General features: G+C 37.8%; 24 protein-coding genes. 7 read left to right on the top strand and 17 right to left on the bottom strand.

Annotated features, from left to right (window positions below; genetic code table 11):
* Positions 1-1,311, top strand: coding sequence for a UDP-N-acetylmuramoyl-L-alanine--D-glutamate ligase (gene murD, locus ACMAWV_RS10005; RefSeq protein WP_412469447.1), 1,311 nt, complete (start codon positions 1-3; stop codon positions 1,309-1,311).
* Here the strand turns inward: murD and ACMAWV_RS10000 are convergent.
* The 3 genes from ACMAWV_RS10000 to ACMAWV_RS09990 are packed head-to-tail and all read right to left on the bottom strand — an operon-like array spanning position 1,304 to position 2,811.
* On the bottom strand, positions 1,304-1,426 hold the full coding sequence (locus ACMAWV_RS10000) for a hypothetical protein (RefSeq protein ID WP_255407609.1): 123 nt from the start codon (positions 1,424-1,426) through the stop codon (positions 1,304-1,306). The two genes, murD and ACMAWV_RS10000, sit on opposite strands and share 8 nt — an antisense overlap.
* A 51-nt stretch (positions 1,427-1,477) precedes the next feature.
* Positions 1,478-2,317: a matrixin family metalloprotease gene (locus ACMAWV_RS09995; RefSeq protein ID WP_103217010.1), complete on the bottom strand. Its 840-nt coding sequence runs from the start codon at positions 2,315-2,317 to the stop codon at positions 1,478-1,480.
* The gene (locus tag ACMAWV_RS09990) at positions 2,317-2,811 is read right to left on the bottom strand and encodes a hypothetical protein (RefSeq protein WP_412462516.1); all 495 of its coding nucleotides are present in this window, start codon (positions 2,809-2,811) and stop codon (positions 2,317-2,319) included. The genes ACMAWV_RS09995 and ACMAWV_RS09990 overlap by 1 nt, the downstream gene beginning before the upstream one ends.
* Positions 2,812-3,032: 221 nt before the next feature.
* On the opposite strand from ACMAWV_RS09990, the gene ACMAWV_RS09985 reads away from it, so the two are divergent.
* On the top strand, positions 3,033-4,163 hold the full coding sequence (locus tag ACMAWV_RS09985) for an aminotransferase class V-fold PLP-dependent enzyme (protein ID WP_103217012.1): 1,131 nt from the start codon (positions 3,033-3,035) through the stop codon (positions 4,161-4,163).
* Positions 4,164-4,198: 35 nt separating this feature from the next.
* Here the strand turns inward: ACMAWV_RS09985 and ACMAWV_RS09980 are convergent, their stop codons facing one another.
* The 3 genes from ACMAWV_RS09980 to ACMAWV_RS09970 form a co-directional block, all read right to left on the bottom strand.
* A complete protein-coding gene (locus ACMAWV_RS09980; protein ID WP_412462517.1) occupies positions 4,199-5,029 on the bottom strand; it encodes a S1 family peptidase in 831 nt (276 codons plus the stop codon).
* 97 nt (positions 5,030-5,126) lie between these two features.
* Positions 5,127-6,272 carry a tRNA guanosine(34) transglycosylase Tgt gene (gene tgt, locus ACMAWV_RS09975; protein ID WP_103217014.1) on the bottom strand — a complete coding sequence of 382 codons (1,146 nt, stop codon included), beginning with the start codon at positions 6,270-6,272 and terminating at the stop codon, positions 5,127-5,129.
* Positions 6,273-6,319: 47 nt separating this feature from the next.
* A complete protein-coding gene (locus tag ACMAWV_RS09970) occupies positions 6,320-8,491 on the bottom strand; it encodes a hypothetical protein (protein WP_412469449.1) in 2,172 nt (723 codons plus the stop codon).
* A gap of 143 nt (positions 8,492-8,634) precedes the next feature.
* Between ACMAWV_RS09970 and ACMAWV_RS09965 the strand changes: the two genes are divergently transcribed.
* The 3 genes from ACMAWV_RS09965 to ACMAWV_RS09955 all read left to right on the top strand — a co-directional run bounded on the left by ACMAWV_RS09965 (position 8,635) and on the right by ACMAWV_RS09955 (position 11,799).
* Positions 8,635-9,930, top strand: a complete 1,296-nt coding sequence (locus ACMAWV_RS09965; protein ID WP_412462519.1) for a hypothetical protein — start codon at positions 8,635-8,637, stop codon at positions 9,928-9,930.
* A 110-nt stretch (positions 9,931-10,040) separates the two neighbouring features.
* On the top strand, positions 10,041-11,369 hold the full coding sequence (locus ACMAWV_RS09960; RefSeq protein ID WP_412469450.1) for a DEAD/DEAH box helicase: 1,329 nt from the start codon (positions 10,041-10,043) through the stop codon (positions 11,367-11,369).
* 16 nt (positions 11,370-11,385) lie between these two features.
* A complete protein-coding gene (locus ACMAWV_RS09955; RefSeq protein ID WP_103217018.1) occupies positions 11,386-11,799 on the top strand; it encodes a hypothetical protein in 414 nt (137 codons plus the stop codon).
* 7 nt (positions 11,800-11,806) lie between these two features.
* On the opposite strand, the gene ACMAWV_RS09950 is transcribed toward ACMAWV_RS09955, so the two are convergent.
* Entirely contained in the window at positions 11,807-12,256 is a 450-nt protein-coding gene (locus ACMAWV_RS09950; RefSeq protein ID WP_103217019.1) for a hypothetical protein, read from the bottom strand.
* 28 nt (positions 12,257-12,284) lie between these two features.
* Entirely contained in the window at positions 12,285-12,683 is a 399-nt protein-coding gene (locus ACMAWV_RS09945) for a hypothetical protein (RefSeq protein WP_412462522.1), read from the bottom strand.
* A gap of 48 nt (positions 12,684-12,731) precedes the next feature.
* On the opposite strand from ACMAWV_RS09945, the gene ACMAWV_RS09940 reads away from it, so the two are divergent.
* On the top strand, positions 12,732-13,394 hold the full coding sequence (locus ACMAWV_RS09940; protein WP_103217021.1) for a hypothetical protein: 663 nt from the start codon (positions 12,732-12,734) through the stop codon (positions 13,392-13,394).
* A gap of 42 nt (positions 13,395-13,436) precedes the next feature.
* Here the strand turns inward: ACMAWV_RS09940 and ACMAWV_RS09935 are convergent, their stop codons facing one another.
* The 3 genes from ACMAWV_RS09935 to ACMAWV_RS09925 all read right to left on the bottom strand — a co-directional run bounded on the left by ACMAWV_RS09935 (position 13,437) and on the right by ACMAWV_RS09925 (position 14,964).
* Positions 13,437-13,868: a TraR/DksA family transcriptional regulator gene (locus tag ACMAWV_RS09935; protein WP_103217022.1), complete on the bottom strand. Its 432-nt coding sequence runs from the start codon at positions 13,866-13,868 to the stop codon at positions 13,437-13,439.
* A gap of 197 nt (positions 13,869-14,065) precedes the next feature.
* On the bottom strand, positions 14,066-14,416 hold the full coding sequence (locus ACMAWV_RS09930; protein WP_412469451.1) for a hypothetical protein: 351 nt from the start codon (positions 14,414-14,416) through the stop codon (positions 14,066-14,068).
* A 17-nt stretch (positions 14,417-14,433) separates the two neighbouring features.
* The gene (locus tag ACMAWV_RS09925) at positions 14,434-14,964 is read right to left on the bottom strand and encodes a hypothetical protein (RefSeq protein WP_412469452.1); all 531 of its coding nucleotides are present in this window, start codon (positions 14,962-14,964) and stop codon (positions 14,434-14,436) included.
* 116 nt (positions 14,965-15,080) lie between these two features.
* On the opposite strand from ACMAWV_RS09925, the gene ACMAWV_RS09920 reads away from it, so the two are divergent.
* Positions 15,081-15,785: a 7-carboxy-7-deazaguanine synthase QueE gene (locus tag ACMAWV_RS09920; RefSeq protein ID WP_158246799.1), complete on the top strand. Its 705-nt coding sequence runs from the start codon at positions 15,081-15,083 to the stop codon at positions 15,783-15,785.
* Here the strand turns inward: ACMAWV_RS09920 and ACMAWV_RS09915 are convergent, their stop codons facing one another.
* The 6 genes from ACMAWV_RS09915 to ACMAWV_RS09890 form a co-directional block, all read right to left on the bottom strand.
* The gene (locus ACMAWV_RS09915) at positions 15,786-16,175 is read right to left on the bottom strand and encodes a hypothetical protein (protein ID WP_103217026.1); all 390 of its coding nucleotides are present in this window, start codon (positions 16,173-16,175) and stop codon (positions 15,786-15,788) included. It lies immediately after the preceding gene.
* 82 nt (positions 16,176-16,257) lie between these two features.
* Positions 16,258-17,301: a SprT-like domain-containing protein gene (locus ACMAWV_RS09910; protein WP_412469453.1), complete on the bottom strand. Its 1,044-nt coding sequence runs from the start codon at positions 17,299-17,301 to the stop codon at positions 16,258-16,260.
* A 50-nt stretch (positions 17,302-17,351) separates the two neighbouring features.
* On the bottom strand, positions 17,352-17,936 hold the full coding sequence (locus ACMAWV_RS09905) for a redoxin domain-containing protein (RefSeq protein WP_412469454.1): 585 nt from the start codon (positions 17,934-17,936) through the stop codon (positions 17,352-17,354).
* 102 nt (positions 17,937-18,038) lie between these two features.
* Positions 18,039-18,800: a succinate dehydrogenase/fumarate reductase iron-sulfur subunit gene (locus tag ACMAWV_RS09900; protein WP_103217560.1), complete on the bottom strand. Its 762-nt coding sequence runs from the start codon at positions 18,798-18,800 to the stop codon at positions 18,039-18,041.
* Positions 18,801-18,830: 30 nt separating this feature from the next.
* A complete protein-coding gene (locus tag ACMAWV_RS09895) occupies positions 18,831-20,771 on the bottom strand; it encodes a fumarate reductase/succinate dehydrogenase flavoprotein subunit (protein ID WP_412469455.1) in 1,941 nt (646 codons plus the stop codon).
* Entirely contained in the window at positions 20,771-21,442 is a 672-nt protein-coding gene (locus ACMAWV_RS09890) for a succinate dehydrogenase cytochrome b subunit (protein ID WP_103217029.1), read from the bottom strand. Before ACMAWV_RS09890 ends, ACMAWV_RS09895 begins: the two co-directional genes overlap by 1 nt.
* Positions 21,443-21,507 lie beyond the last annotated feature (65 nt).

Here is a 21,507-nt window from a genome sequence, read left to right as displayed (position 1 = left end):
ATGATCATCAATGAATCGTTAAATAAGTATAATAAGATAGCTGTTGTAGGCCTTGGGGTTTCTGGAGTTTCAGCACTTCGCTTGCTGGCCTTCCTAGGTAAGGATATTTATTTAGTTAATCAAGGACCTATTGATAAGTGGCCTGCCTTTGAAGATTCGACGTGTATTAAGGCGAGACTTCCTCAAGATGAAGCTGCCGATATGCTAGGGGAGATGGATCTGATTATTCTCTCACCGGGGATGTCTAAGGAGTTGCCATTATTTTCAAAAGCATCATGCCCAATATGGTGTGAAATTGAACTTGCTTATAAATTTGCTGATGCACCAATTCTTGGAGTGACAGGAACAAATGGTAAGACAACAGTTGTCTCTTTCCTTGAAGAATGTGGCAAGCAGGATCCAACTGGTGACTACTTTGTTGGTGGTAATATTGGAACACCATTTTGTGACTATATCTATGAGCGCATGAGTGGAGAGCGTGAACCTGCCCAAGGTATAATTCTAGAGCTTTCAAGTTTTCAACTAAACCTCATTGAAGAATTTCAGTGTGATGTTGCGGGAATCTTAAACCTGACTTTCAGCCACGGTGAACGCTATGATGATCTAAGATCATATGCACTTGATAAATTCGAAATCTTTAAGAATATGGCCAATGAAGGAATTGGATTCTTACCGAATAATTTAGAAGTTAAAAATGAATACCCAATTCGCAACGAGCATCAACTTGATCTCTCTATTGCTAAGGTTAAAGAAGAGCTTTCTGAGGTTATTGATATTGGTTCACTTAAAATCTACGGTGAACACAATCTCGTCAATACATACTTTGTCTATCTTATGTGGGATGCTTTTACTGGCAATATCAAGGCATTTCAAAATGCCTGTGAAGTCTTTGGTGGTGTGGAATACCGCTTGCAGATGATAAGACACACGCAAGAAGGACGCTATTTCTTTAATGATGCCAAGTCCACAAATTGGGAGGCAACTCTTACGGCCTTAAACGGTGTGAAGGAGTTAGGGGAAGTTGAGCTGATCATTGGCGGTCAGCTTCGTGGTCATGGTGATAACCAGCTTGAGAAGCTTCTTCCTTTTAAGAGTCAGATTAAGAAGATTCTCTTCTTTGGTGAATCTGGAAAGGTTCTAAGTGAATCAAATTTTGAAATTGAATCTGAGTATTTTGAAAATTTGGATGAGATTTTTAAAGCAGGCTTTAGCACAAGTGTCGTTCTATTTTCTCCAGCGTTTCCTTCTTTTGATCAGTATGCAAATTACGTCAAAAGAGGAGAGCACTTTACGAAATTAGCACTTACTTAAGAACTGAAATTGTTACTTTTTGCGACTTGGAATCCCTCATATTATCTGCAACAGCAATCTTAAATAAGAAAATAATGAGAATTCCAATAATAAATTTACCTGACTTTGATTCCATAATGTGATTATCGGTACTTAGTGATAATACTTTAGTAAATATTATCTTTTGTTAATAAATTTTTGCTTGCGCAAATCTCTTTGTTGAAACTAAGACCAATAATAGCATGCACAGCCCTGCGATCAAGGCGGCGGAATCCTTTGCTGGCGGGTGTTCAGAAAATTCCGTACTTATCTTTTTCTCAATATCCTCATAAATATGGCCATCATACTTGGCACTATCTTTTATCGGTGCAATTGAGCCACACATTGGTATTTGTTCCTTAGGATAAAGGTAAGTGGCACCATCCCAATCGTCTTGCCCAATCGTTTCTCTACCTGTGAGGTTTCTAAAGTACATAAGTGAGCTTTCTTTTGAAGAGTGGCCAAGGCCAAAGGCATGTCCGATTTCATGGGCAAAAAGAGCAATCTTCTGGGCCCTTGTCTGGTCGTTGTAGCGAGTTCCTGCAATGTCATTTAGGCCAATGACAGAGCCTTGGATAACTGTTCCGTTTAGATTATTTGGTAGTGTTACAGCTAAAATTCCTGTGGAAGTAAAAACTGTATTATTACTATTACAAACGATCAGAATCTGTGTGTTAGTACTTGGTACTTGGCTGACACAACCGGCTTCTCCTGCAGCACAGATTTGTTCAGTTGTATAATCATTGTTAACCGTTAAGATATCGCCACCTTTTAGGTGTAAACTACTTGTCGCAATCTTATTCCAATATTCACTAACTGCAATCTCTACCATATCCATGATTTCATCAGCAGAGTCTGTAATATTTGCGCAAGCATTATCCGCTATATCGACACGAATTTCTGGACTTGCAAAGCGAATAGGAATATTTGCGTTGATCGTAAATGCTAAGGTGTATGTTGAAAGAAGTAAGCTTATTATAAATTTCATTAATTATTTCCAAAAGTATAGTTAAGAGATAATGCATAACTAAATGCGCGCTCATCACCATCTTCAAGGTTGAAGACGCTTAATTGTCCATTTACAAAGTAAGTCTTATTGAAGAGGTAATCTGCACCAAGAATGACAATATTATTAACTGCTGTTTGGTAATCATCCGGTGTGTAGAATTGTTGTGTTGATGTTCCATTGCCAAGAGTTTGCATTTTTCCATCCATTGCTGTGTAGGTAAAGAAAATACCAACTCCTGCTTGTACTCTAAAGCTTTGATTGAAGGTGTGTTCGATAAGTGCATGAATCCAAAGGTTTGTAACAGTTACTGCACTATCTTCACTCGATTTTGGAAGAGTTAAACCTGTTTCAATATTTAGCTTTTTTTCCCAAGCAATATCTGTGCGATAATTGGCCCTGATAAATGGATTGAAAGTGAAGTAATTTCTCCCGCCATCAATATCGGTTTGAATTTTACCGACGTATTTCGTCAAATTCCCAACTCCAAGTGAGAACTCGCCAGGAATATTAAGTTCCTGTGCCTTTATAGAAAATGGAAGTATGCATATAATGCACAGAAGTAAAGAATGGGCTGCTTTCATGTAATAATTGTTAAGAAGTTTTCAAGCTTTGACAACTTCTTATTTGTTTCCAAATACTGGCATTTTATTTAAAATGCCAAGAGATTTAAAGAAACTTAAAAAGGATTTTAAATATGTTCGAAAATTATAAGATACCTAATGAATTAATTCCTAGTGATCCACGCTTTGGTGTTGGGCCATCACTTGTTCCAACTGAATTCGTTCAAAGACTTGCTGATACAAAAGCAACGCTACTTGGGACTTCTCACAGAAAACCGGCAGTGAAAAATCTTGTAAAAGAAGTACAAGAGGGATTAAAAAATTTCTACAACTTACCTGAAGGTTATGAAGTCGTTTTAGGAAACGGTGGAGCAACTTTTCTTTTCGATATGATCGGTCTTGGTCTCGTTAATAAAAAAAGTGTTCACTACACATGTGGTGAATTCTCAAATAAATGGTTTAAGTCACATCATGCAATTCCATGGATTGAAGCACAGGAAATTGCAAGTGAGTATGGCCAAGGTTGTGAGCCACAAGGCTCAGATGCTCATGCTGATGCTGACATGATTTGTTTTACTCTTAATGAAACTTCTACAGGTGTTCAAACGACGACAATCCCAAGTGTTAATGATGAGACACTTGTCGCTGTGGATGCAACAAGTGGTGCAGGGCAAATTCCTCTTGATCTAACTAAAGTAGACTGCTATTTCTTTTCACCGCAAAAAGTTTTCGCATCTGAAGGTGGTCTCTTTGTCGCTATTATGTCACCGAAAGCACTAAAGCGTGCTGCAGAGATTGCAAAGACTGATCGCTATATTCCTGGTATTATGGATTGGACTGTTGCTATTGATAACTCTCTTAAGAATCAAACTTATAATACACCAAGTATCTCAACTCTTTTCTACTTAAATGAGCAGGTAAAGCTTATGAATTCTCAAGGCGGAGAAAAGAATGCAGTAGAACTTGCACGCAAGAAAGCTGATATGATTTACGGCTGGGCAAAGGAAGAAAGCTTTCTTGAGGCATACGTTTCTGATGAGAAGTATCGTTCAACTTCTGTTGCGACGATTAATATCGATGATAAGTATGAAGCTGCAGCACTCATTAAAGTACTTGAGCAACAAAATGCAGTTAACGGAATTGATTCGTACAGAAAGTTAGGAAAGAATCAATTTAGAATTTCTCTTTTCCATAATGTGAAATTTGAAGATCTACAAAAGCTAACCAAAATTATTTCAAGCGCTGTTAATCAAGCAAATAATTAATTAATAAAGAAAAGGGAGTACTAAGTGCTCCTTTTTTATTTCAAAGAAATCGCTCTTAGATCAATTGACATGGAAGAGTTAGTGTAAAACTCTAAGTAATCGCTTCCTAGGTTATCCCAAATCTCTTGGGTTGATAGAGGATTCTTTCTATTTTGATCAGCTACACCAAAGAAGAGTCCGATGATCTCTCCTGTATCTCGATTCATAATAGCACTTCCGGAATCTCCGGATTGAGCATCACAGGCAGTAAAGAAAACATCTCTTACCTTATCCTTGTTGAATCTAATATCCATATTCCCTGTAAGATAAATGCAGTCAGTATCTTGTGCTATCTTAGCATCATACCTTCTCAGATCGGCCTTGCCACCACCAAAACCAACAGTTACGAGAGGATCTCCAGCTACAGGATTTGAAAATTTAGTATTAAGCGATGGAAGTTTTGAGAGAAAGTTTAGCTTCTCACTTTTCTTAATTCGAAAGTAAAGATAATCGCTACCTGATTTAATTGAGCCTATGCTTATAACACCATCACACTTTGCTACTATCTTATTGTGGCCTTCATTAATGAGTAAAAGGGAGGATTCGCTACATTCTTTCTCGCCACTTATTACATGATAATTAGTGAGAAAGATATAATGCTCAAGTTCTTCTTGGTAAAGAAAAGCAGTTCCAATTTTTCTCTTTATTTTGTTAACGACCTTGGCGGTACGAAGAACTAAGCTCTTTGTGTTTGTATCAAGTGTTTGAAAGAGCTTCTTTGTAACCCTTGGCCTACTCCATTCATCTCCACCAACGTAGCGTTTGGCCATTGTTAGATTAGAAAACAATATCAATGTAAGTATAAGAATTATCTTGATCTTCCCCATAGTAGGGTTTTAGCTTAGATTATTTTTTGGGTCTAGAAATGTGAAAAGTTTATAAGAAAAAGGGACACCGAAATGTCCCTCTATATGGTTTTATTTTTTAGTTTTTAGCACCATCATCTTTATTGTAATTTTTTAAAAATTCAGTTTTCCACTCGTTGTAGCGATTATCTAAAATTGCTTCACGAGCTTCTTCTGCCATATTCTTATAGAATTCAATATTGTGCATTGTCGCTAGAACTTGTCCTAGGATCTCATTTGAATCAAAAAGGTGCTTAACATAGGCACGAGTGAAGTTCTGGCAACAGTAACACTTACAATTTGGCTCAATAGGGAAGAAGTCACGACGATAGTTCTTGTGACGAATTCTAATCTTTCCACGTTTCGTAAATAGCGTTCCACCACGTGCAAATTTTGTTGGAATGATACAGTCACTCATATCAATTCCATATTCCCAGATCATACATAGGTCTTCTGGATTACCAACGCCCATAACGTAGCGTGGTTTATCTTTTGGCATCTTAGGCCCTGTGTACTTAACGATTTTTTCCATAAGCTCAGGCCCTTCTCCTACGGATACACCACCAATGGCATAACCTGGAAGATCGCGCTTAACAAGTTCATCAAGACACTCATCTCTATAATCATCGTAAGTAGAACCTTGGATAATACCAAAAAGGGCCTGCTTTGGATTTGTCCAAGCATCAATACAACGATCTAGCCAGCGGTGAGTACGATCGATTGAATTCTTTGTATACTCGCGAGTCGCTGGGTATGGAATACACTCATCAAAGGCCATCATGATATCTGATCCAAGCTCTTGTTGGATTTGAATTGATGTCTCTGGAGAGAGCATAATTGATTTACCTTTATGGTCCTTAAACTCAGCTCCTTCTTCTTTAATGGCCTTTCTTTGAAGTGAGAAAACCTGGAATCCACCTGAGTCTGTAAGAATTGGACGATCCCAATTCATAAACTTATGTAGTCCACCTGCTTTTTCAACCAGTTTTGAACCTGGTGATAAGTGAAGGTGGTACGTATTTGAAAGAATAATTTTAGTGTCCAGATCCTTTAGGAAGTTTGGTGGTAGTGCTTTAATTGCACCGTGCGTACCAACTGGCATAAATACTGGAGTTGGAATTTCACCATGAGGAGTAGTGATAACACCTGCTCTTGCTCCTGAATTCTTATCTTCGTGGACAACTTTGAATTTGAAGTGTTCTTTGACTTGATCTTGAATGCGCATAGATCACCCTTTGTCGTAACTCGACTGTTGAAATATTTCTACTAACTTTAATTATTTAAAGTACTTAGCTTTAATATTTCTTTTGCTGCTTCTTGTCCAACAGTATTTGTGCTACCTTGTAAAAATTTGGCCAGATCTCGGGCAAATTTTGTAAATGAAGCACGGTTCTCTCCGTTATCCTTAATTGAAACGAGCTGATTGATCTCGTCAAGTTGACTCATTAAAATTGATTTATTTGTACCGAGAAATGCCTTTTCAACACTATCAATATATTCAATCTTAACTTTTGGCTTTGCTAAGAATGTTAGGCCTTCAAGTTCACTTGATTTCATATTGCCGCCAACCTTTGAGAATTGCATAACTGAGTCATCTGAAATATAGAGATAGACTTCATCAAGATTGCTTCTATAGAAAGACGTGAATTTATTTAAGTTACGATATTGCTTATAGTTCATTTTAAACTCTGCAAAGGCCTTCTTTGATTGGCCAATGGCAAGTAGGTCAACATGAACTAAATCTTTTGTCGATCGTCCTTTGATGATCTCTCCGGCCCAAAATAATTTTCCAAAATCTTCTCGCGTTAAATAGCTCGATTTTTCATCTTTATAGAAAGAGCTTAAATAAGGATAGCGATACTTGAAGAATGGAATTGAGCTAAAGCTTTTTTGAAAATTTCTAAACGACATTTCATCTGTTAATTTTAAAACATATGTATTTGCTGTTTCTTTATTGATGATAAAGTAGCTTGGCCTTTGCCCTGCAATTCTTAAGATAATATTTTCCTGAGAGAATTTTTTTGAAACTAAAACCTCTTTAATTTTCAGCGGTCGTTTACCTAGCTCTTTTGGCACATTGATTTGTTTAGGAACAGGCGTGTCCGAAAAGCTTTCCTGAATAATAGGATAACCAATTACTAGCATTGTAAAGATTGCTAAGTTGATAAGTGAGATGAACTTAAATCCCTTTATACGATAAGTAATTCGCCCTTGAGTGATCAATTCTTTAAGAGATGGTGAATCAAAGATAACAGGGAGCTCAAATAATGGAATAAGGTGAGCAATAAGATCTAGTGGAGTTCTAAGAACAGCTTTTGCTCTTTTTGTAAGAAATGATCCTGTTGTTGTTGCACCACTAATAAAAAGGGTTGGTGAAACACTTAGAATTAAATTTGAAATAAATAGAATACCAAAAAGTACAATTACAATTTTTGCAATATCTGGGCTTACACTAAATTCGACAAATTTTGCAATTTCTGAATTTAGTAGAGTTGCGAGTTTGTCACTTAGGCTCTCTATTGCTTCAACATCAATCTGAGTTGAAACTATCGTTGTTGCAAAGACGAGTGTTAATGCACTAACGAAGCGAGTAAAAGGGCCTACTAGTTTTCCTTCAGACTGTTTAATTTTTTTCTTTTTTTGTTGTGCTTTTCTGATCTTCGCACCTTCGTAGTCACGGGCAACACCAAGTTTTAGATCAGAGTCTTTATTCGTTGATTTAGTACTCTTTTTTTTCTTCTTCGCTTTCTTCTTTTTTTGACTCGTAAGTGGTCGGCTTACGTGTTCATTAGATTTTACCGACTTCTTACTTTGCTCTGCCTCTGCACTTTGAAGACGGGCAACGTTTAGAACTTGAGTAATACTTAAGGAGTCAGTGTCTTCTTTCATTCGAGGTTGTGAAGGCTGATCACCATTTGTATCAATGACAAAGGAGATATCATCTTCATCGCTATCTGATTCGTCATCTGACTCATCTCTATTAAGCATATCACTACTTGTCATTTCAAACGAAGGTGTATGCCCTTGTGTTTGGGCCTTTATTTCTTCAACGCTTTCTTCTTGCTCATTCGTGGCAAAATTACTTAAGTCATCAAATTCAAGATCATCCTCATCATTTGCTGAGGCAATATCAAATTCATCAGGAAGTTGTTTTTCAAGAGATAGAGACTTGAGTTTAAATTCGCTACTTTTGTAGCTAAGTTTTTCTCCAATCTCCATGAAGTAAGTTGATCCTTCTTGCAGTGGAGTATCTTGTAATTTAGCGTCTTGTATTTTTTGAATTAATTTTAAAACTAGGCAATCGTCATCGACATGAACTTTTATGCTACCACCGTTTTCAGAAATAATGAGTTCATTATTTTCTTCTTTAAAAAAAAACTCTTTATTTGAGATTGTGATTTCTTGATTTTCGTTAGAGTTGCTGTGGATAAAACCAACTTGCATAGTCAACCTTTGTTAATTTTCAATTAAATTCCTTTTTATTTTAAAGGGATTATATAAATTTTCCTACTAATTTTTAGAATTGATTCCGTGTTAATATTGGTAAAGAGAATTAAGAAGATTTAACCACGGAAGGGGACAAATAGATGAAAAAATCTTTTTTAGTAAGAGCGACGTTTGCTACGCTCTTAGCAGGACAAGTGGCTTTTGCGGCCGATGCAGATTACAATGTACAGGAACGCTTTCGCCTAATGGAAGACAAATTCCAAACTCAAGAGTTTCTAAGAGAACCAGGACATGACTTTCTTATTGATATGTCTGTTTATGCTAATACGGATCTAATGGAACTTGTTGGTGATGTATCTGATGCTTCAGATGCTGCTGACCCAGATCAAGCAGCTGCTGATGTTCTTTCAGCTTATGCTGATACTGAACAAAACCTTAGACTGAATGTAGAAGTAGGTGTTCCACTTCCATCATTTAATGCTTTTAAAGGGACAATTAGTCCAAGTGTTAGGCTAGGTGTAAATGTTGGATCACTAATTGGAATTGGTGAAGAGGATATCATGATTGATACTTTCATCTCTGCAGTTCCTGGTGATGCTGAACTTAAAACAGTTCTTCAAGATAAAATCACACAAGGTGTATTAAATGACATTATCGGTGGTACAGCGGGTTACCAAAATGTTACAGATTTAGCAGCGACACTAGGTTTAAGTACTGAAGAAGAAACGGCCCTAAGAGATGCCCTTGGTGGTGAAGCTATTCCATTTGCTGGTTCAGGTTCAACTGCTCCAATTATCGATGCATATGTTAAGGCAGACGTTACTGCTGGTTTAAACTTTGATTATAAGAATGAGAGACACTTCGGTTCATTTTCTCTATATGGTTTATATAGAGCTGACGTAAGACGTGTTCTTGATCAAGATGCAATTGCTGGTGACGGTGATGTAATTGATACTGAAAACCTTGATCAAAATATGACTCTTTATGCGATGGCCGACATTACTTATGGTTTCCACTGGCTATCAAATTTCAGAACGATGTTTAAGATCCAAGATATTGCTCTTGCAACAGTGATTGAAAATGATGAAGGTTATCTTCCATTGTATGAGCCAGAAATTGGCTACCGTATGCACACAGATTATAGCTTTAATCTTTCAAATATGAGACTTCGTCCATTCGTAGGTTTCCACATGAGAGATGGTTATGATTTTGCTGATGGAGTTTATGCTGGTACTGATCTAATGTTCCATGTTTGGAAGGAGAGACTAGCTGTTACAGTAAGAGGGATGGTTGACTCTGAACACCTAACTCTAACTCCAAGAGTTAAGCTTGGATTTATGGATTTCATGTATTCTCTTAAGCAACCAATCACTTCTGAAGTAAAAGGTGTGAAAATCTCGACAATTCACTCTGTAAACTTCAGACTTCACTTCTAATTTAAGAAACATTGTGTTAAATATCGGGGATCAAATTGATCCCCTTTTTTATTTTGTCCACGTTAGGCCAGGGGACCGTGAGTGGATGTGTCTATTTAGGAGAGTATAAAATGGCAAAAAGCACAAGAGAATTTGTTGATATTGTTGATATGGACCTATTTGCAGGTTTCCTTAAAGAGAATAAACTAACAAAACCAACTGAAGTACAAGCTGAAGCAATTCCTCAGTTTCTAGAAGGTCACAACCTACAAGTACAGGCCCAAACTGGTAGTGGTAAAACACTAAGTTATCTTCTACCACTATTTCAAAAGCTAAAAGAAACAGAAGCAGACATAAAAAATCAAAAGGCAGGCTCGCCTCGCGCGATTATTCTTCTACCAATTAAAGAGCTTGCGATGCAAGTCTCTGATGAGTGTAAGAAGATTTCTCACCATGCAAAGATGCGTGTTCGTCTTGCCCTTGGTGGTGAAAAAGGCAAGAAGGTAAGTACACTTAAAAAACAAACTTTTGATATTCTTATTGGAGGCCCTGGCCGAATTAAATCAATGATTGAGAAAAAAGAGATCCGTCTAGATGAACTTGAGTATCTAATTATTGATGAAGCCGACCAGCTTCTTGATATGGGATTTATGCGTGAGCTTAAGGCCATTCGTCGTCATCTTACGTCTTCGTACCAAGCATGCCTTGTTTCTGCAACGATGGCCGATGACTTTGATATGCTAAAGGCCGACTTCTTCTCAGGTATGGAATTTAAATCAGTAAGCCTAGTTGGCTCACACGGACTTTCTCAAACTATTGAAACTTTCAATATTGCTCTCGAATATACAGAGAAGAATGCCATGCTTGATGTTTTCGTTAAAAAAGAAGCAAAGGGCAGTGGGATTATTTTTGTTAACCAAAAAGAGAAGGCGGTAGAAGTTTATAACTATATGAAGCAAGCAAAACTTCATAAAAACCTTTACGTTTCTCATGGTGATATTACTGCAAAAGAAAGAAGTGAGAACTTTAAAAAGTTTAAATCAACTGGTGGTATTCTTATCACTACTGATATGGCGGCCCGTGGGATCGACATTAAGACTCTGCAATGGGTACTAAATTACGATCTTCCATTTGAAGCAGTTTATTATATTCACCGTTCGGGACGTGTAGGTCGTGCTGGAAGGGCCGGAAGTGTCTATAACTTTGTAACTAAGAAAGATCAAAAACTTATTGGGCAAATTAATGATGCCATTAAGAATCAAGATACTTTGAAGATTGATCCAATCTTTCTTAAGTCGATGGCAAAGAAATCGGGAGCTAAAAAGGTTGCAAAGAAAGTTGCTAGACGTGGGCCAGCACCACAGAAAAAGACTTCAAAAACGACGACGAGATCAACATCTCGCACAGGTGGACGTACACCTTCTCGTACTTCAAAAACTTCTCGCGGCAGACGCCGTTAAATGATAAAATGCTAATATGTTTAAACATATTAGCATTTTCTTTCTTCTATTAACTTCACTTATTACTTCATCATGTTCTGAAAAGGATATTTATACGCCTTTGGAAATGTTTGATATGGCCTATAAATTCGACAATACAATTGAAGAAGTTCGTCTTAGTGTGAAGGAGAAGGAGAGACACCTTGACTGCAAGGATTATCCGGCCGGCTGTATTGAAGGCTCTCCTAAGCGCTTTAAGGTGAGACTAGTTGAAATGATTGTTGTCCAGTACTTATCATCTAATGAAGCATGTTTGGCCGCTTATAAGCTTGGTCAATATTATGCTCGTAATTGGCTCTTTGATGATGTTGCAGATGAGCCTGTTCTTGTTGATTTTGTTAAACAGGTTTATAAGGCGAAAAGTCCTAAGACAAGACAAGAGTGTAATTAAACCTCACTTACTTTAACCACTGCCTAATCTCTTCATAGTATTGTTCTAGTTTTTTATTAGCACCTATAAAGTCACTACTTGTGATTTGAAAACTCTTGTTATTATTTAATCGTATTTGAATTGCATGATTAGAAGCTGTGGCGCCTTTGGTTTTCAAAAGCTCTACACGTTCAATTTCATCAAGTCCAAATTGTGTGATTTGTTTTCTTAGCAATGAGCGAGCGACTAATCTTGCAGTATTTCTCGGCTTGCTCATTTCCAAGTGTCGGTATTTTATTAAGGATAAGACGACAATGGGTGTGAAGAGAAATAGAAGTAGATCTTTTTGAGCAAGCTTATTATTGAATGTTAAGTAACTTCCAAGCCCAACAACAAGTAGTAAGATACACATAAGTGCTAGCTTAGTTGGAAATGAGTTAAGTGTTAAGTTTTGAAAATTAGTTTCAAGTTTTAACATATCGATCTCCGTTACGCTCTATACTTTATCAGGCCTTAAAGAAGTACTTTTTAAAGCCCGTCTGGAATGCATCAATTTTTACTTCCCAAGAATTGATAAACTCAGGGGATTGCTGTCTATATTCATTTAATGTTTCTTTAAAAAGCATTACCCAACGACCAAGCTCTCCCATATGAATATTTAAGTACTCATGTGCCTCAAGTAAGTGTGCCGCAGGACGAGGAAATTTTATTCCTAGCAATTGTGCCTGCCAAAAAGCATTTATATTAACGAGATGCTCTTGAAAATCATCTATGCTTGAGAGTGGAGCGCTATTAGCAGTTATTTTTCGAAAGTGATAGCCGATGAATACGTCATTAATGGCCTTCTCGTAAAATGACCGAGTAACTTTCTCTATTAATTGAATTTCCAACTGATTGCCTGTCATGACTAAAGTCTACACTAAATATTGCGCTTTAAATACCGATGAAAGTTTATGAACAAAATAATTATATCTTTATTTTCATTACTACTTAGTAAATTTATTTACGCCGGAGCATTAACTTCTGTTAATAACGACACTTGTTGGTACAAGGAAGATGAGGGGCGCACTAAAATAGCTTCCTTTAATGATCAGGTAAGTATTAATACAAATCGTGATGAGATTTTAGGCCACGTTGTTAAGTACTTACATGAACAAAAATTTGCGGCAGACAAGATTGATATGATTCATTCGTTCGGATTATGTGGACCAAGACTTTCTTTGGCCTTTCGTATCTCTTACGATAAAGTCGATTATTGTCTTAGAGCAAATGTAAATAAGAATACTGAGTTAACTTTCTCAGGAATTGGACTTGCTCAAGATAGCAAAGGAGCTTGCCAGTCAATTGCTAGTGATAAATTGATAGTTTCTATTGATCAGAAAAATATTGTCGATCTACAAAAGCTCTTGGGTGAGCAGGGGATGTCGCCTAAGAAAGTTGATAAACTCTCATCTAAGGTTTACGTTTTATACTTTAACGTTGAAAGAGATGAAATTAAAGATGTAAGAAAGAGTATCGTCACATCAAATCTAGTTAACTCTGCGGAGTATTCAACTGGACAATATCATATTGCAGATGAATTCGAGTTATTAAGTATTAGCTACTTTAGAAAGTAGCTCAAACAAATAAAAAAGCCTCGCGATGCGAGGCTTTTTTAATTATCTTTTTCCAATTTCAGCAATTGTTTTTCCAAGAGACTTTGAACGTTTTAAGTATACGTTTGATCTCTCTTCGTGCTCAGCTTCTTCTTTACATGAAATACAAAGTTCCGCTGTGTTTCTCGCCATTAGACGATCGTAACCAATTTCAATATCACACTCATCGCATAGGCCATATTCACCTTTTTCGATTTTTGTAAGTGCTTTATTGATTTTCTTTACGTAGAAGTTTTCACGATTTCTGAAACGAATTTCCTGCGATGTTTGAACGTTAGCTACTGCCTCATCTAGAGGGTCAAGTAGTTCGTTCTTGTCCATGCAATACTGCTCTTTCTCACTGTTTTTGTTAAGAATTCTTTCTTTGTCAGCAAGTAGCGCATCTTTAAGTGCAGCTATTTGCTTGTCCGATAGATACGAGTTAGCTCTGTTCATTTCGACTCCCTTGTGCCGTGTTTCTTCCAGTGAAACAAGTTGCTTGTAACCTTTAATTTGCGCTTAGGCAAAACAATTACGCACAACAAATATTGTGTTCGTGTGTTGTAGAAAGAATTTACTGGTCGGGAAAGTGTTAGTAAAAGGTATTTTTCTTACAAAGGATTACTTTGTCACGAAATTTCAACAGTTTAGATCTAGTTTTTAGGAAACGCTGCTTCACAATGAGGGCAAAACTTCCAAAACTGCTTATCTACCTCATTTTGACAGCTTGAACATGTGATTAGTGCGCTTAATTCCTCAAAGGCTTCGTCATACATATTGGCAAAGAGATCGCTTCTCATGGCCGCTATCGTTGTTGGATGGGCCCTAAAAGTTCCAGGCATGGTTTTATTTGGAATGAATTTGGCCGGTGTTACGCTCTTGTCTGGAAAGATCTGAACCTGAACTTCTTGCGAAGGCTGCATTTGATACATCTGCCTATTTGCAATATTGCGTTCGTTCTTTAGTAATTCAAAATTCTCATTGGCGCTAAACTTTCTTTCCATATGCTAATTGTAGCACACTACTTCCAGCGACGTTCTAGTAGCTCAATTATTTCCACGCAGGCCTTCTTATGCTGGTTAAATCGTGCAAAGAAGCCTGGTTTTGCTTCTAATACGTCCTTTTTGAAATAAATTGATTGTGAACCAAGGGATTCAATAAGGCGCAGAGTCCATTCAAAGACCTCAGGGTCTTGATGGCCAATAAGTTTTTCAAGTGCCTCTAAGAAGTCAAAAGGTAGTCTTTCACCTCTTTTGTGGAATTCATCTATTATCTGCTTTCTGGCAACGCCTAAACACAGAGTAAGGACTTCTGGATCGTGGCAAAGTGCAAGGCAGTCCATAATCTCTGGGTAGATAATATGATCAAGAGTAATGGTATTATCAAGTAAACACAGTAGGGGGATAAGTGCATCCCAGTTTTCTTCGCGATTTAGCTCCTGAAAACGTAGCTTAAAAACACTGAAATCTTCTTTTGTATAAGTGCAGTTGGGCCTTTTTCCCGCCTGTAAATCAGCGATGACGACGCGAAACTGTTCATCTATATCAATCATATTTCTTCCCTTGGGCCATTTTTGCGATTTTTCATGTAGCAATTACTCGATTTACTTTTAAATATATGACATTTTAAGGCCTTATGCTATATAAATACCTTTTAAGAAGGTTTTCAATGCAGCAGTATCTTATTAACGACATTTACCGTGCTACAGAAGGAGAGGGAGTCTTTGTTGGACGCTCTCAGGTCTTTGTGCGCTTTCAAGGTTGTGCCGTTGGTTGTATTAATTGTGATTCAATGGATACTTGGAGTTTTGATATTGGGCCAACTTCGATTGAGTCGATTTTTGAAAAGATACTAGAAGAATCTTATCAGGGAAAAATAAATTGGATTTCAATTACAGGTGGAGACCCACTTCATCCTAAGCATGTTCCAAGTGTTGTTGCTCTATCAAAATTTTTAAAAGAAAAAGGCTTTAAGCTTAATCTTGAAGCTGCAGGGACACGAGTTGTTGATGAAGTATTTGAAAACCTCGATTACATCTCATTTGATCTAAAAACACCTTCGACAGGTGTACAGACTCGTCTTTCACTTATTGAAAAGCTTGCTCAAAACTATAATGGAAAGTTTCAGCTAAAGGCCGTTATTGCTGATCGTAAGGACTTTGACTACACTCTAGGAGCTTATCGTAAGCTTGAGGAGAGTTTAGGTTCAATTGATTTTCCTTGGGTGCTAACACCGTGTTTTGAACCAAGTGAAGAATTTCCAATGCAAAGATTTATCGATATTCAGGATTGGAATCAGTTAGAGGGTGGACCATTTAGAGTCATCGGACAGCAGCATAAGTGGATCTACGGTGCTGATAAAAAGAGTGTTTAATTAAGCGGCCCTTCTCGTTCTTGCTAAGGTCTCACGTTGCTTGGCCTCTAGTAAATCAACTCCATATTTTTTAATCGTTCCTAAATCTGTAATCGTGTAGGAATTAGAGTCGGCCTTAGTTCGATCTTCCTGAGAGAAGTTATCACAAATAACAACAAGTTTTGTGTCTGTAGGAAGTTTCTTAAGAGCAATTTTGATAATCCCTTGAACCTTATCAAGAGAGTTTGTACAGTAGACTACATATTTTTTGTCGTCTTTAGAAACGCTAAAGTGCCAAAGATTGGATTTATTTTTTGATTCAACGACATGATAATCATATGATTTAAAAACCATCGTACATTGAGTAATAAACCCCTTAATAATTTTTTTAGAATTTGCTATCTTTGCCATTAGATCTCCGCTTAACATCAAGCATATCGGTTTATTGGCCAAAATATTAAGAAATTTTAGAAAGATTATTCCGTATCAATTTTTAGTTAGTTAGAAGTTTTGTGGAGGATTTTTGTCCAATTCCTTTACCCATTTTAAATTGTTTACCGGCCTTAGCGCCAAGATTCCATGCATTTGCATCAAAGCTAGTTGCCTGACTTGTTTGCGATGAGACACGAGGGTAGACTCGGTTTCGATGGGCCTCGGCAAGACCTTTAATATGGATTAGTTCACGTGAGCTTATTTGCTTGCTCTGATGACCTTTAAGTTCACTTAGGAACGATTTCGTAAAACTCTTATAATAAGAATTACGAGCACGAACACCTTTTAAATTTGAGTTTTTCTTGGCCTGCTTCCAAAGTCCTTCCATCGCATTTACTGTATAGTCATAGATATAGTGAGCGGCCTCAACATTTTCTTTGGCCCCAATAATTTCGAGGTAGCCCCCGCCACGTCCCGAGCTGAAGACTGGAGAGACTGCATATTCCTTAAGTATATCGTAGAGGCAATCGTGAAGAAGGTTGCGTCTTTTAAAAGAGGCGACTCGTCTGACATAAGTATCTTCAAAGTCTTTCATATCAAAATTATCTCGTGCTAGATGATTAAGTTTAAGTTTGTCCAAGTTGTGTTTTTGAATGAGATCATTTGCTTTTTTGGCAGCAAGTTTGGCCTCAAATTCATTTTCTGACTTAGCAAGCTCCAGAAGCTTTTGAATCTTTGCCGTGATATTATCATTGCTTTTTACAAAGGCACTTAAGTTGACTTGCGACTTTGAAAAGTTATCATCCCAGCCAAAGCGTTTAAAAATACCTCTAAACTCGATACCGTGTGCCTGCTCGTGTATGCCACATTCAATATGAACTAAGAAGTGGGCAAGCTCATGCTTGAGAACATTTTCTAGAAGCTTGTCATCGTTAATTGTAAGAAAGCACCTATTGATTCCAATTTGATAAATAAGTGGATCGTAGAAGCCTAGGATTTTGTCAGAGTCATTTACAACAAATGTAAGCGGGTACATCACTCCTTTGTAGTGGAGGCGTGAGCGCTTAAAAGAGAGACCAATTCCCGCGAATATATCACAGGCCATAAGACGAATCTTTTTTATAAATAATTGGGTATTTTCGTTATAAATAAACATTAATATTTAACACTGCATCCATACGGTTTTGTTCTCGCTGGATTTACTTTCTCATTGTTCTTAAGTTGTTCTAGCGCGTTTTTAACATAGTTTCGAGCGTTTTGAATATCACTTTTGTCGGCCGAAGGAATACTGTCGATGGCCCCCATATAGTCAATTATACCGCTTTCATTAATGATGAAAATCTCTGGCGTTGTCTTTGCATTATAGCGTCTACCAACAGTTCCGTCTGTATCAATCAGAAGGTGAGAAGCATTTGATTTTTCGACCTGTAGGCGATTCTTTGCAGCAGCGGCGTCTCTGATATAACCCTGTTTTCCAATATTAGATGAATTAATTGTAAGCCAGTAATGGCCGCTATCTTTTGCAAGCTTCTGTGTCTGCTGCATATTTAGTGAATCATAATGTTTTCTAACGAAGGGACAGCCTTCGTTATACCACTCAAGAATAACTTTCTTGCCTTTAAAAGAGGCCAGTGTAATCTGCTTTCCGTCTTGGTTTTCAAGAGTAAAGTTTGGGGCCTTATCTCCTGGAGATAAAGCGAGAGTAAGTGTAGTCATAAAGAGAGAGACGATTAATTTCATAAATGCTCCTTTTGGATATTCTACGCTGTGAAAAAGGAGCATTCAATAAATAAAGGCCTACATTTGTAGGCCCTTATTTTTATTTGAATTTAATTTATTAAATTAAACAGTTGGTGTCGTCTTAGATGTTACAGCAGCTTTTAGAAGCTCTCTGTTCATACGAGCGATATTTGTGATTTCAATTCCTTTCGGGCATGAAGCTTCACATTCAGCTTCGTTAGTACAGTTACCAAATCCAAGATCATCCATCTTCTTAACCATGTTTTGAACACGTTGAGAAGCTTCAGCTTGTCCTTGTGGAAGAAGTGCCATTTGAGAAACTTTGGCCGATACGAAAAGCATCGCAGAAGCGTTCTTACATGAAGCAACACAAGCTCCACAACCAATACAAGCTGCAGCGTCCATTGCTAGGTCTGCTTGCTCTTTTGGGATTAGGATAGCGTTTGCATCTTGAGCATTTCCTGTGTTTACAGATACGAAACCACCAGCAGCGATGATTTCATCAAATGCACTACGATCAACCATAAGGTCTTTTTCTACTGGGAAAGCTCTTGCTCTAAATGGTTCGATAACAATCGTATCACCATCAGAGAACTTTCTCATGTGAAGCTGACAAGTTGTTGTTTCAGCTTCTGGCCCGTGAGCTTGACCATTGATCATTAGAGAACACATACCACAAATACCTTCACGACAGTCGTGGTCGAAAGCTACTGGCTCAACACCTTGTGGAATTAGTTCTTCGTTTAACTGATCTAGCATTTCAAGAAATGAAGCATCCGGAGAAACGTTTTCTAAAGTATAGTCGGCCATTTGACCTTTATCTTCACGATTCTTTTGACGCCAGATTTTTAAATGAAGTGTCATATTATTATTGCTACTCATATCATATACCTCTTATTTGTAACTTCTTTGTGTTAGTGGAACGTTAGGGAAGTCTAGTTCTTCCACGTTTCTAATTGGCTCACTAGCTTCACCAGTGTATTCCCATACAGCTGCGTGACAGAAGTCATTGTCATTTCTTAGGGCCTCGTTCTCATCTGTTTGAGACTCTTCTCTGAAGTGACCACCACATGATTCTGGTCTTTCAAGAGCGTCGCGTGCCATTAGCTCACCAAGCTCTAGGAAGTCTGCAAGACGGTTAGCTTTTTCAAGCTCGATATTAATTCCATCTGCTGTTCCTGTAACCTTAACGTCTTTCCAGAACACTTCACGAAGTTTTTTAATTTTATCAATCCCTTCTTGAAGACCTTTTGCATCTCTTGCCATACCAACATGGTTCCACATGATTTGCCCAAGTTCCTTGTGAATTGACTCAACTGATCTTGTTCCATTGATTGAAAGTAACTTAGAGAATCTTTCTTTTGAGTCAGTAAGTGCCTTGTCAAATTCTGGGTGATCAGTTCCAACTTTATTACCCATAAGTTTTTCACTTGCTAGGTAGTTAGGAACTGTAAATGGAGCAACAAAGTATCCATCTGCTAGACCTTGCATTAGTGCAGATGCACCGAGACGGTTTGCACCGTGGTCTGAGAAGTTTGCTTCACCAAGAGCAAATAGCCCTGGAACTGTTGTTTGTAGGTTATAATCAACCCATAAACCACCCATTGTATAGTGAACCGCTGGGTAAATTCTCATTGGAACTTTATATGGGTTTTCATCAGTAATTCTTTCGTACATATCAAATAGGTTACCGTAGCGCTCTTTAATCGCTTCTTCACCATCGCGCTCAATCGCCGCTTGGAAGTCTAGGTAAACTGCTTCTTCACCGGCACGTACTGATTTACCTTGGTCAATTTGTTCTTTTGCATTTCTTGAAGCAACGTCACGAGGAACAAGGTTACCGAATGAAGGATATTTTCTCTCTAGGTAGTAATCTCTTTCTTCTTCTGGGATCTCAGCTGCTTTTCTGTGATCACCTGGAGTCTTTGGAACCCAAACACGTCCATCGTTTCTTAGAGACTCTGACATAAGAGTAAGTTTCGACTGGTTTTCACCATGTCTTGGAATACAAGTTGGGTGAATTTGAGTGAAACATGGGTTAGCAAACATTGCACCTTTTTTATAAGCTTTCCAAGCTGCTGAACCATTTGAAGTCATTGCGTTTGTTGATAGGTAGTAAACGTTTCCGTATCCACCTGTACACATTAGAACGGCATCAGCTGCGTGCTTTTCGAATTCACCAGTGATTACGTTTCTTGTGATAATACCACGAGCGCGACCGTCAACCATAACTAGGTCAACCATCTCACGACGAGTTAGCATTTGAACCTTACCACGTCCAACTTCTTTCATTAGAGAAGAGTAAGCACCAAGAAGTAGCTGTTGACCAGTTTGTCCACGAGCATAGAATGTACGTGATACTTGAGCACCACCAAATGAACGGTTAGAAAGAGTCCCACCGTATTCACGAGCAAAAGGAACACCTTGGGCCGCACATTGGTCGATAATATTATTTGCAACTTCAGCTAGGCGATAAACGTTAGCTTCACGTGCACGGTAGTCTCCACCTTTTACAGTGTCATAAAATAGACGCCAGATTGAGTCACCATCATTTGGGTAGTTCTTAGCAGCGTTAACACCACCTTGAGCTGCAATCGAGTGAGCACGACGTGCAGAGTCTTGAAGGCAGAAACACTTAACATTGTAACCTTGCTCTCCAAGAGTTGCAGCAGCAGATGCACCAGCAAGTCCAGAACCAACAACGATAATTTCAAACTTACGTCTGTTGGCAGGGTTAACAAGCTTCATGTTAAATTTATGTTGAGTCCATACTTTAGTGATATCGTCACCAGCTGGAACTTTTCCATCCATTTTTTTGATATTCATATTAGTCATTACATTCCTCCCTTAACGTGACACCAAATTGCAATTGTAGAGTATCCAACAGTTAAGACAACAGCATATAGTTTCGATAGAAACTTGATTGCTGGCATATACTTAGGGTGGTTAAATCCAATTGATTGAAAGGCCGACCAGAATCCGTGAGATACGTGGATTCCAAGTACAATCATGAAAACTACATACATTCCCACATTAAGAGGAGAAGCAAAGTATACGATTACTGTTTTGTAAAGGTCACGAACTTCCATTCCGTTTAATGTCGTCATATATACAGCACCATACTTAAAGTTAATTAAGTGCATGATGATGAAGAAAAGAATTAGCATACCTGTGTAAGGCATAGTCGATGATGCGAAAGTTGCTCCGCGTCCTGTTGGTTGCTTCATGTAGTACTTAACTGGACGAGCTGCTTTATTTTCCATCGTAAGTTTCAGGGCCATAAAGAGGTGAGTTAAGAAGATTACTAGAAGACCTGCTTCAGCAACATAGATTAGCGGGTTTGAAGTAAGCGTGTAAGCGTACTTGTTAAAAGCGTCTGCTCCAACCATTAGTAAAAAGTTACCAAGCATGTGTGATAATAGGAAACCACATAGAAGAAGTCCCGTAACTCCCATTACTTGCTTTTTAGCAACGGAGTTAGTCAAATAAAAGCGTAATGCTGACATTGATACATTTCCTTTGTCTAATTTAATAAAAATTTTAAAATGTTATTTGAATGGATTATAATCCT

The sequence above is a fragment of the Halobacteriovorax sp. RT-1-1 genome, from assembly GCF_047085455.1.
GTDB lineage: Bacteria > Bdellovibrionota > Bacteriovoracia > Bacteriovoracales > Bacteriovoracaceae > Halobacteriovorax_A.
This window is presented reverse-complemented; position numbering and strand designations above follow the sequence as displayed.

Coding starts and splice junctions, on each gene's coding strand:
- murD (WP_412469447.1), top strand. CDS start 1: ATGATCATCAATGAATCGTTAAATAAGTATAATAAGATAGCTGTTGTA.
- ACMAWV_RS10000 (WP_255407609.1), bottom strand. CDS start 1,426: ATGGAATCAAAGTCAGGTAAATTTATTATTGGAATTCTCATTATTTTC.
- ACMAWV_RS09995 (WP_103217010.1), bottom strand. CDS start 2,317: ATGAAATTTATAATAAGCTTACTTCTTTCAACATACACCTTAGCATTT.
- ACMAWV_RS09985 (WP_103217012.1), top strand. CDS start 3,033: ATGTTCGAAAATTATAAGATACCTAATGAATTAATTCCTAGTGATCCA.
- ACMAWV_RS09980 (WP_412462517.1), bottom strand. CDS start 5,029: ATGGGGAAGATCAAGATAATTCTTATACTTACATTGATATTGTTTTCT.
- tgt (WP_103217014.1), bottom strand. CDS start 6,272: ATGCGCATTCAAGATCAAGTCAAAGAACACTTCAAATTCAAAGTTGTC.
- ACMAWV_RS09970 (WP_412469449.1), bottom strand. CDS start 8,491: ATGCAAGTTGGTTTTATCCACAGCAACTCTAACGAAAATCAAGAAATC.
- ACMAWV_RS09965 (WP_412462519.1), top strand. CDS start 8,635: ATGAAAAAATCTTTTTTAGTAAGAGCGACGTTTGCTACGCTCTTAGCA.
- ACMAWV_RS09960 (WP_412469450.1), top strand. CDS start 10,041: ATGGCAAAAAGCACAAGAGAATTTGTTGATATTGTTGATATGGACCTA.
- ACMAWV_RS09955 (WP_103217018.1), top strand. CDS start 11,386: ATGTTTAAACATATTAGCATTTTCTTTCTTCTATTAACTTCACTTATT.
- ACMAWV_RS09950 (WP_103217019.1), bottom strand. CDS start 12,256: ATGTTAAAACTTGAAACTAATTTTCAAAACTTAACACTTAACTCATTT.
- ACMAWV_RS09945 (WP_412462522.1), bottom strand. CDS start 12,683: ATGACAGGCAATCAGTTGGAAATTCAATTAATAGAGAAAGTTACTCGG.
- ACMAWV_RS09940 (WP_103217021.1), top strand. CDS start 12,732: ATGAACAAAATAATTATATCTTTATTTTCATTACTACTTAGTAAATTT.
- ACMAWV_RS09935 (WP_103217022.1), bottom strand. CDS start 13,868: ATGAACAGAGCTAACTCGTATCTATCGGACAAGCAAATAGCTGCACTT.
- ACMAWV_RS09930 (WP_412469451.1), bottom strand. CDS start 14,416: ATGGAAAGAAAGTTTAGCGCCAATGAGAATTTTGAATTACTAAAGAAC.
- ACMAWV_RS09925 (WP_412469452.1), bottom strand. CDS start 14,964: ATGATTGATATAGATGAACAGTTTCGCGTCGTCATCGCTGATTTACAG.
- ACMAWV_RS09920 (WP_158246799.1), top strand. CDS start 15,081: ATGCAGCAGTATCTTATTAACGACATTTACCGTGCTACAGAAGGAGAG.
- ACMAWV_RS09915 (WP_103217026.1), bottom strand. CDS start 16,175: ATGGCAAAGATAGCAAATTCTAAAAAAATTATTAAGGGGTTTATTACT.
- ACMAWV_RS09910 (WP_412469453.1), bottom strand. CDS start 17,301: ATGGCCTGTGATATATTCGCGGGAATTGGTCTCTCTTTTAAGCGCTCA.
- ACMAWV_RS09905 (WP_412469454.1), bottom strand. CDS start 17,936: ATGAAATTAATCGTCTCTCTCTTTATGACTACACTTACTCTCGCTTTA.
- ACMAWV_RS09900 (WP_103217560.1), bottom strand. CDS start 18,800: ATGACACTTCATTTAAAAATCTGGCGTCAAAAGAATCGTGAAGATAAA.
- ACMAWV_RS09895 (WP_412469455.1), bottom strand. CDS start 20,771: ATGACTAATATGAATATCAAAAAAATGGATGGAAAAGTTCCAGCTGGT.
- ACMAWV_RS09890 (WP_103217029.1), bottom strand. CDS start 21,442: ATGTCAGCATTACGCTTTTATTTGACTAACTCCGTTGCTAAAAAGCAA.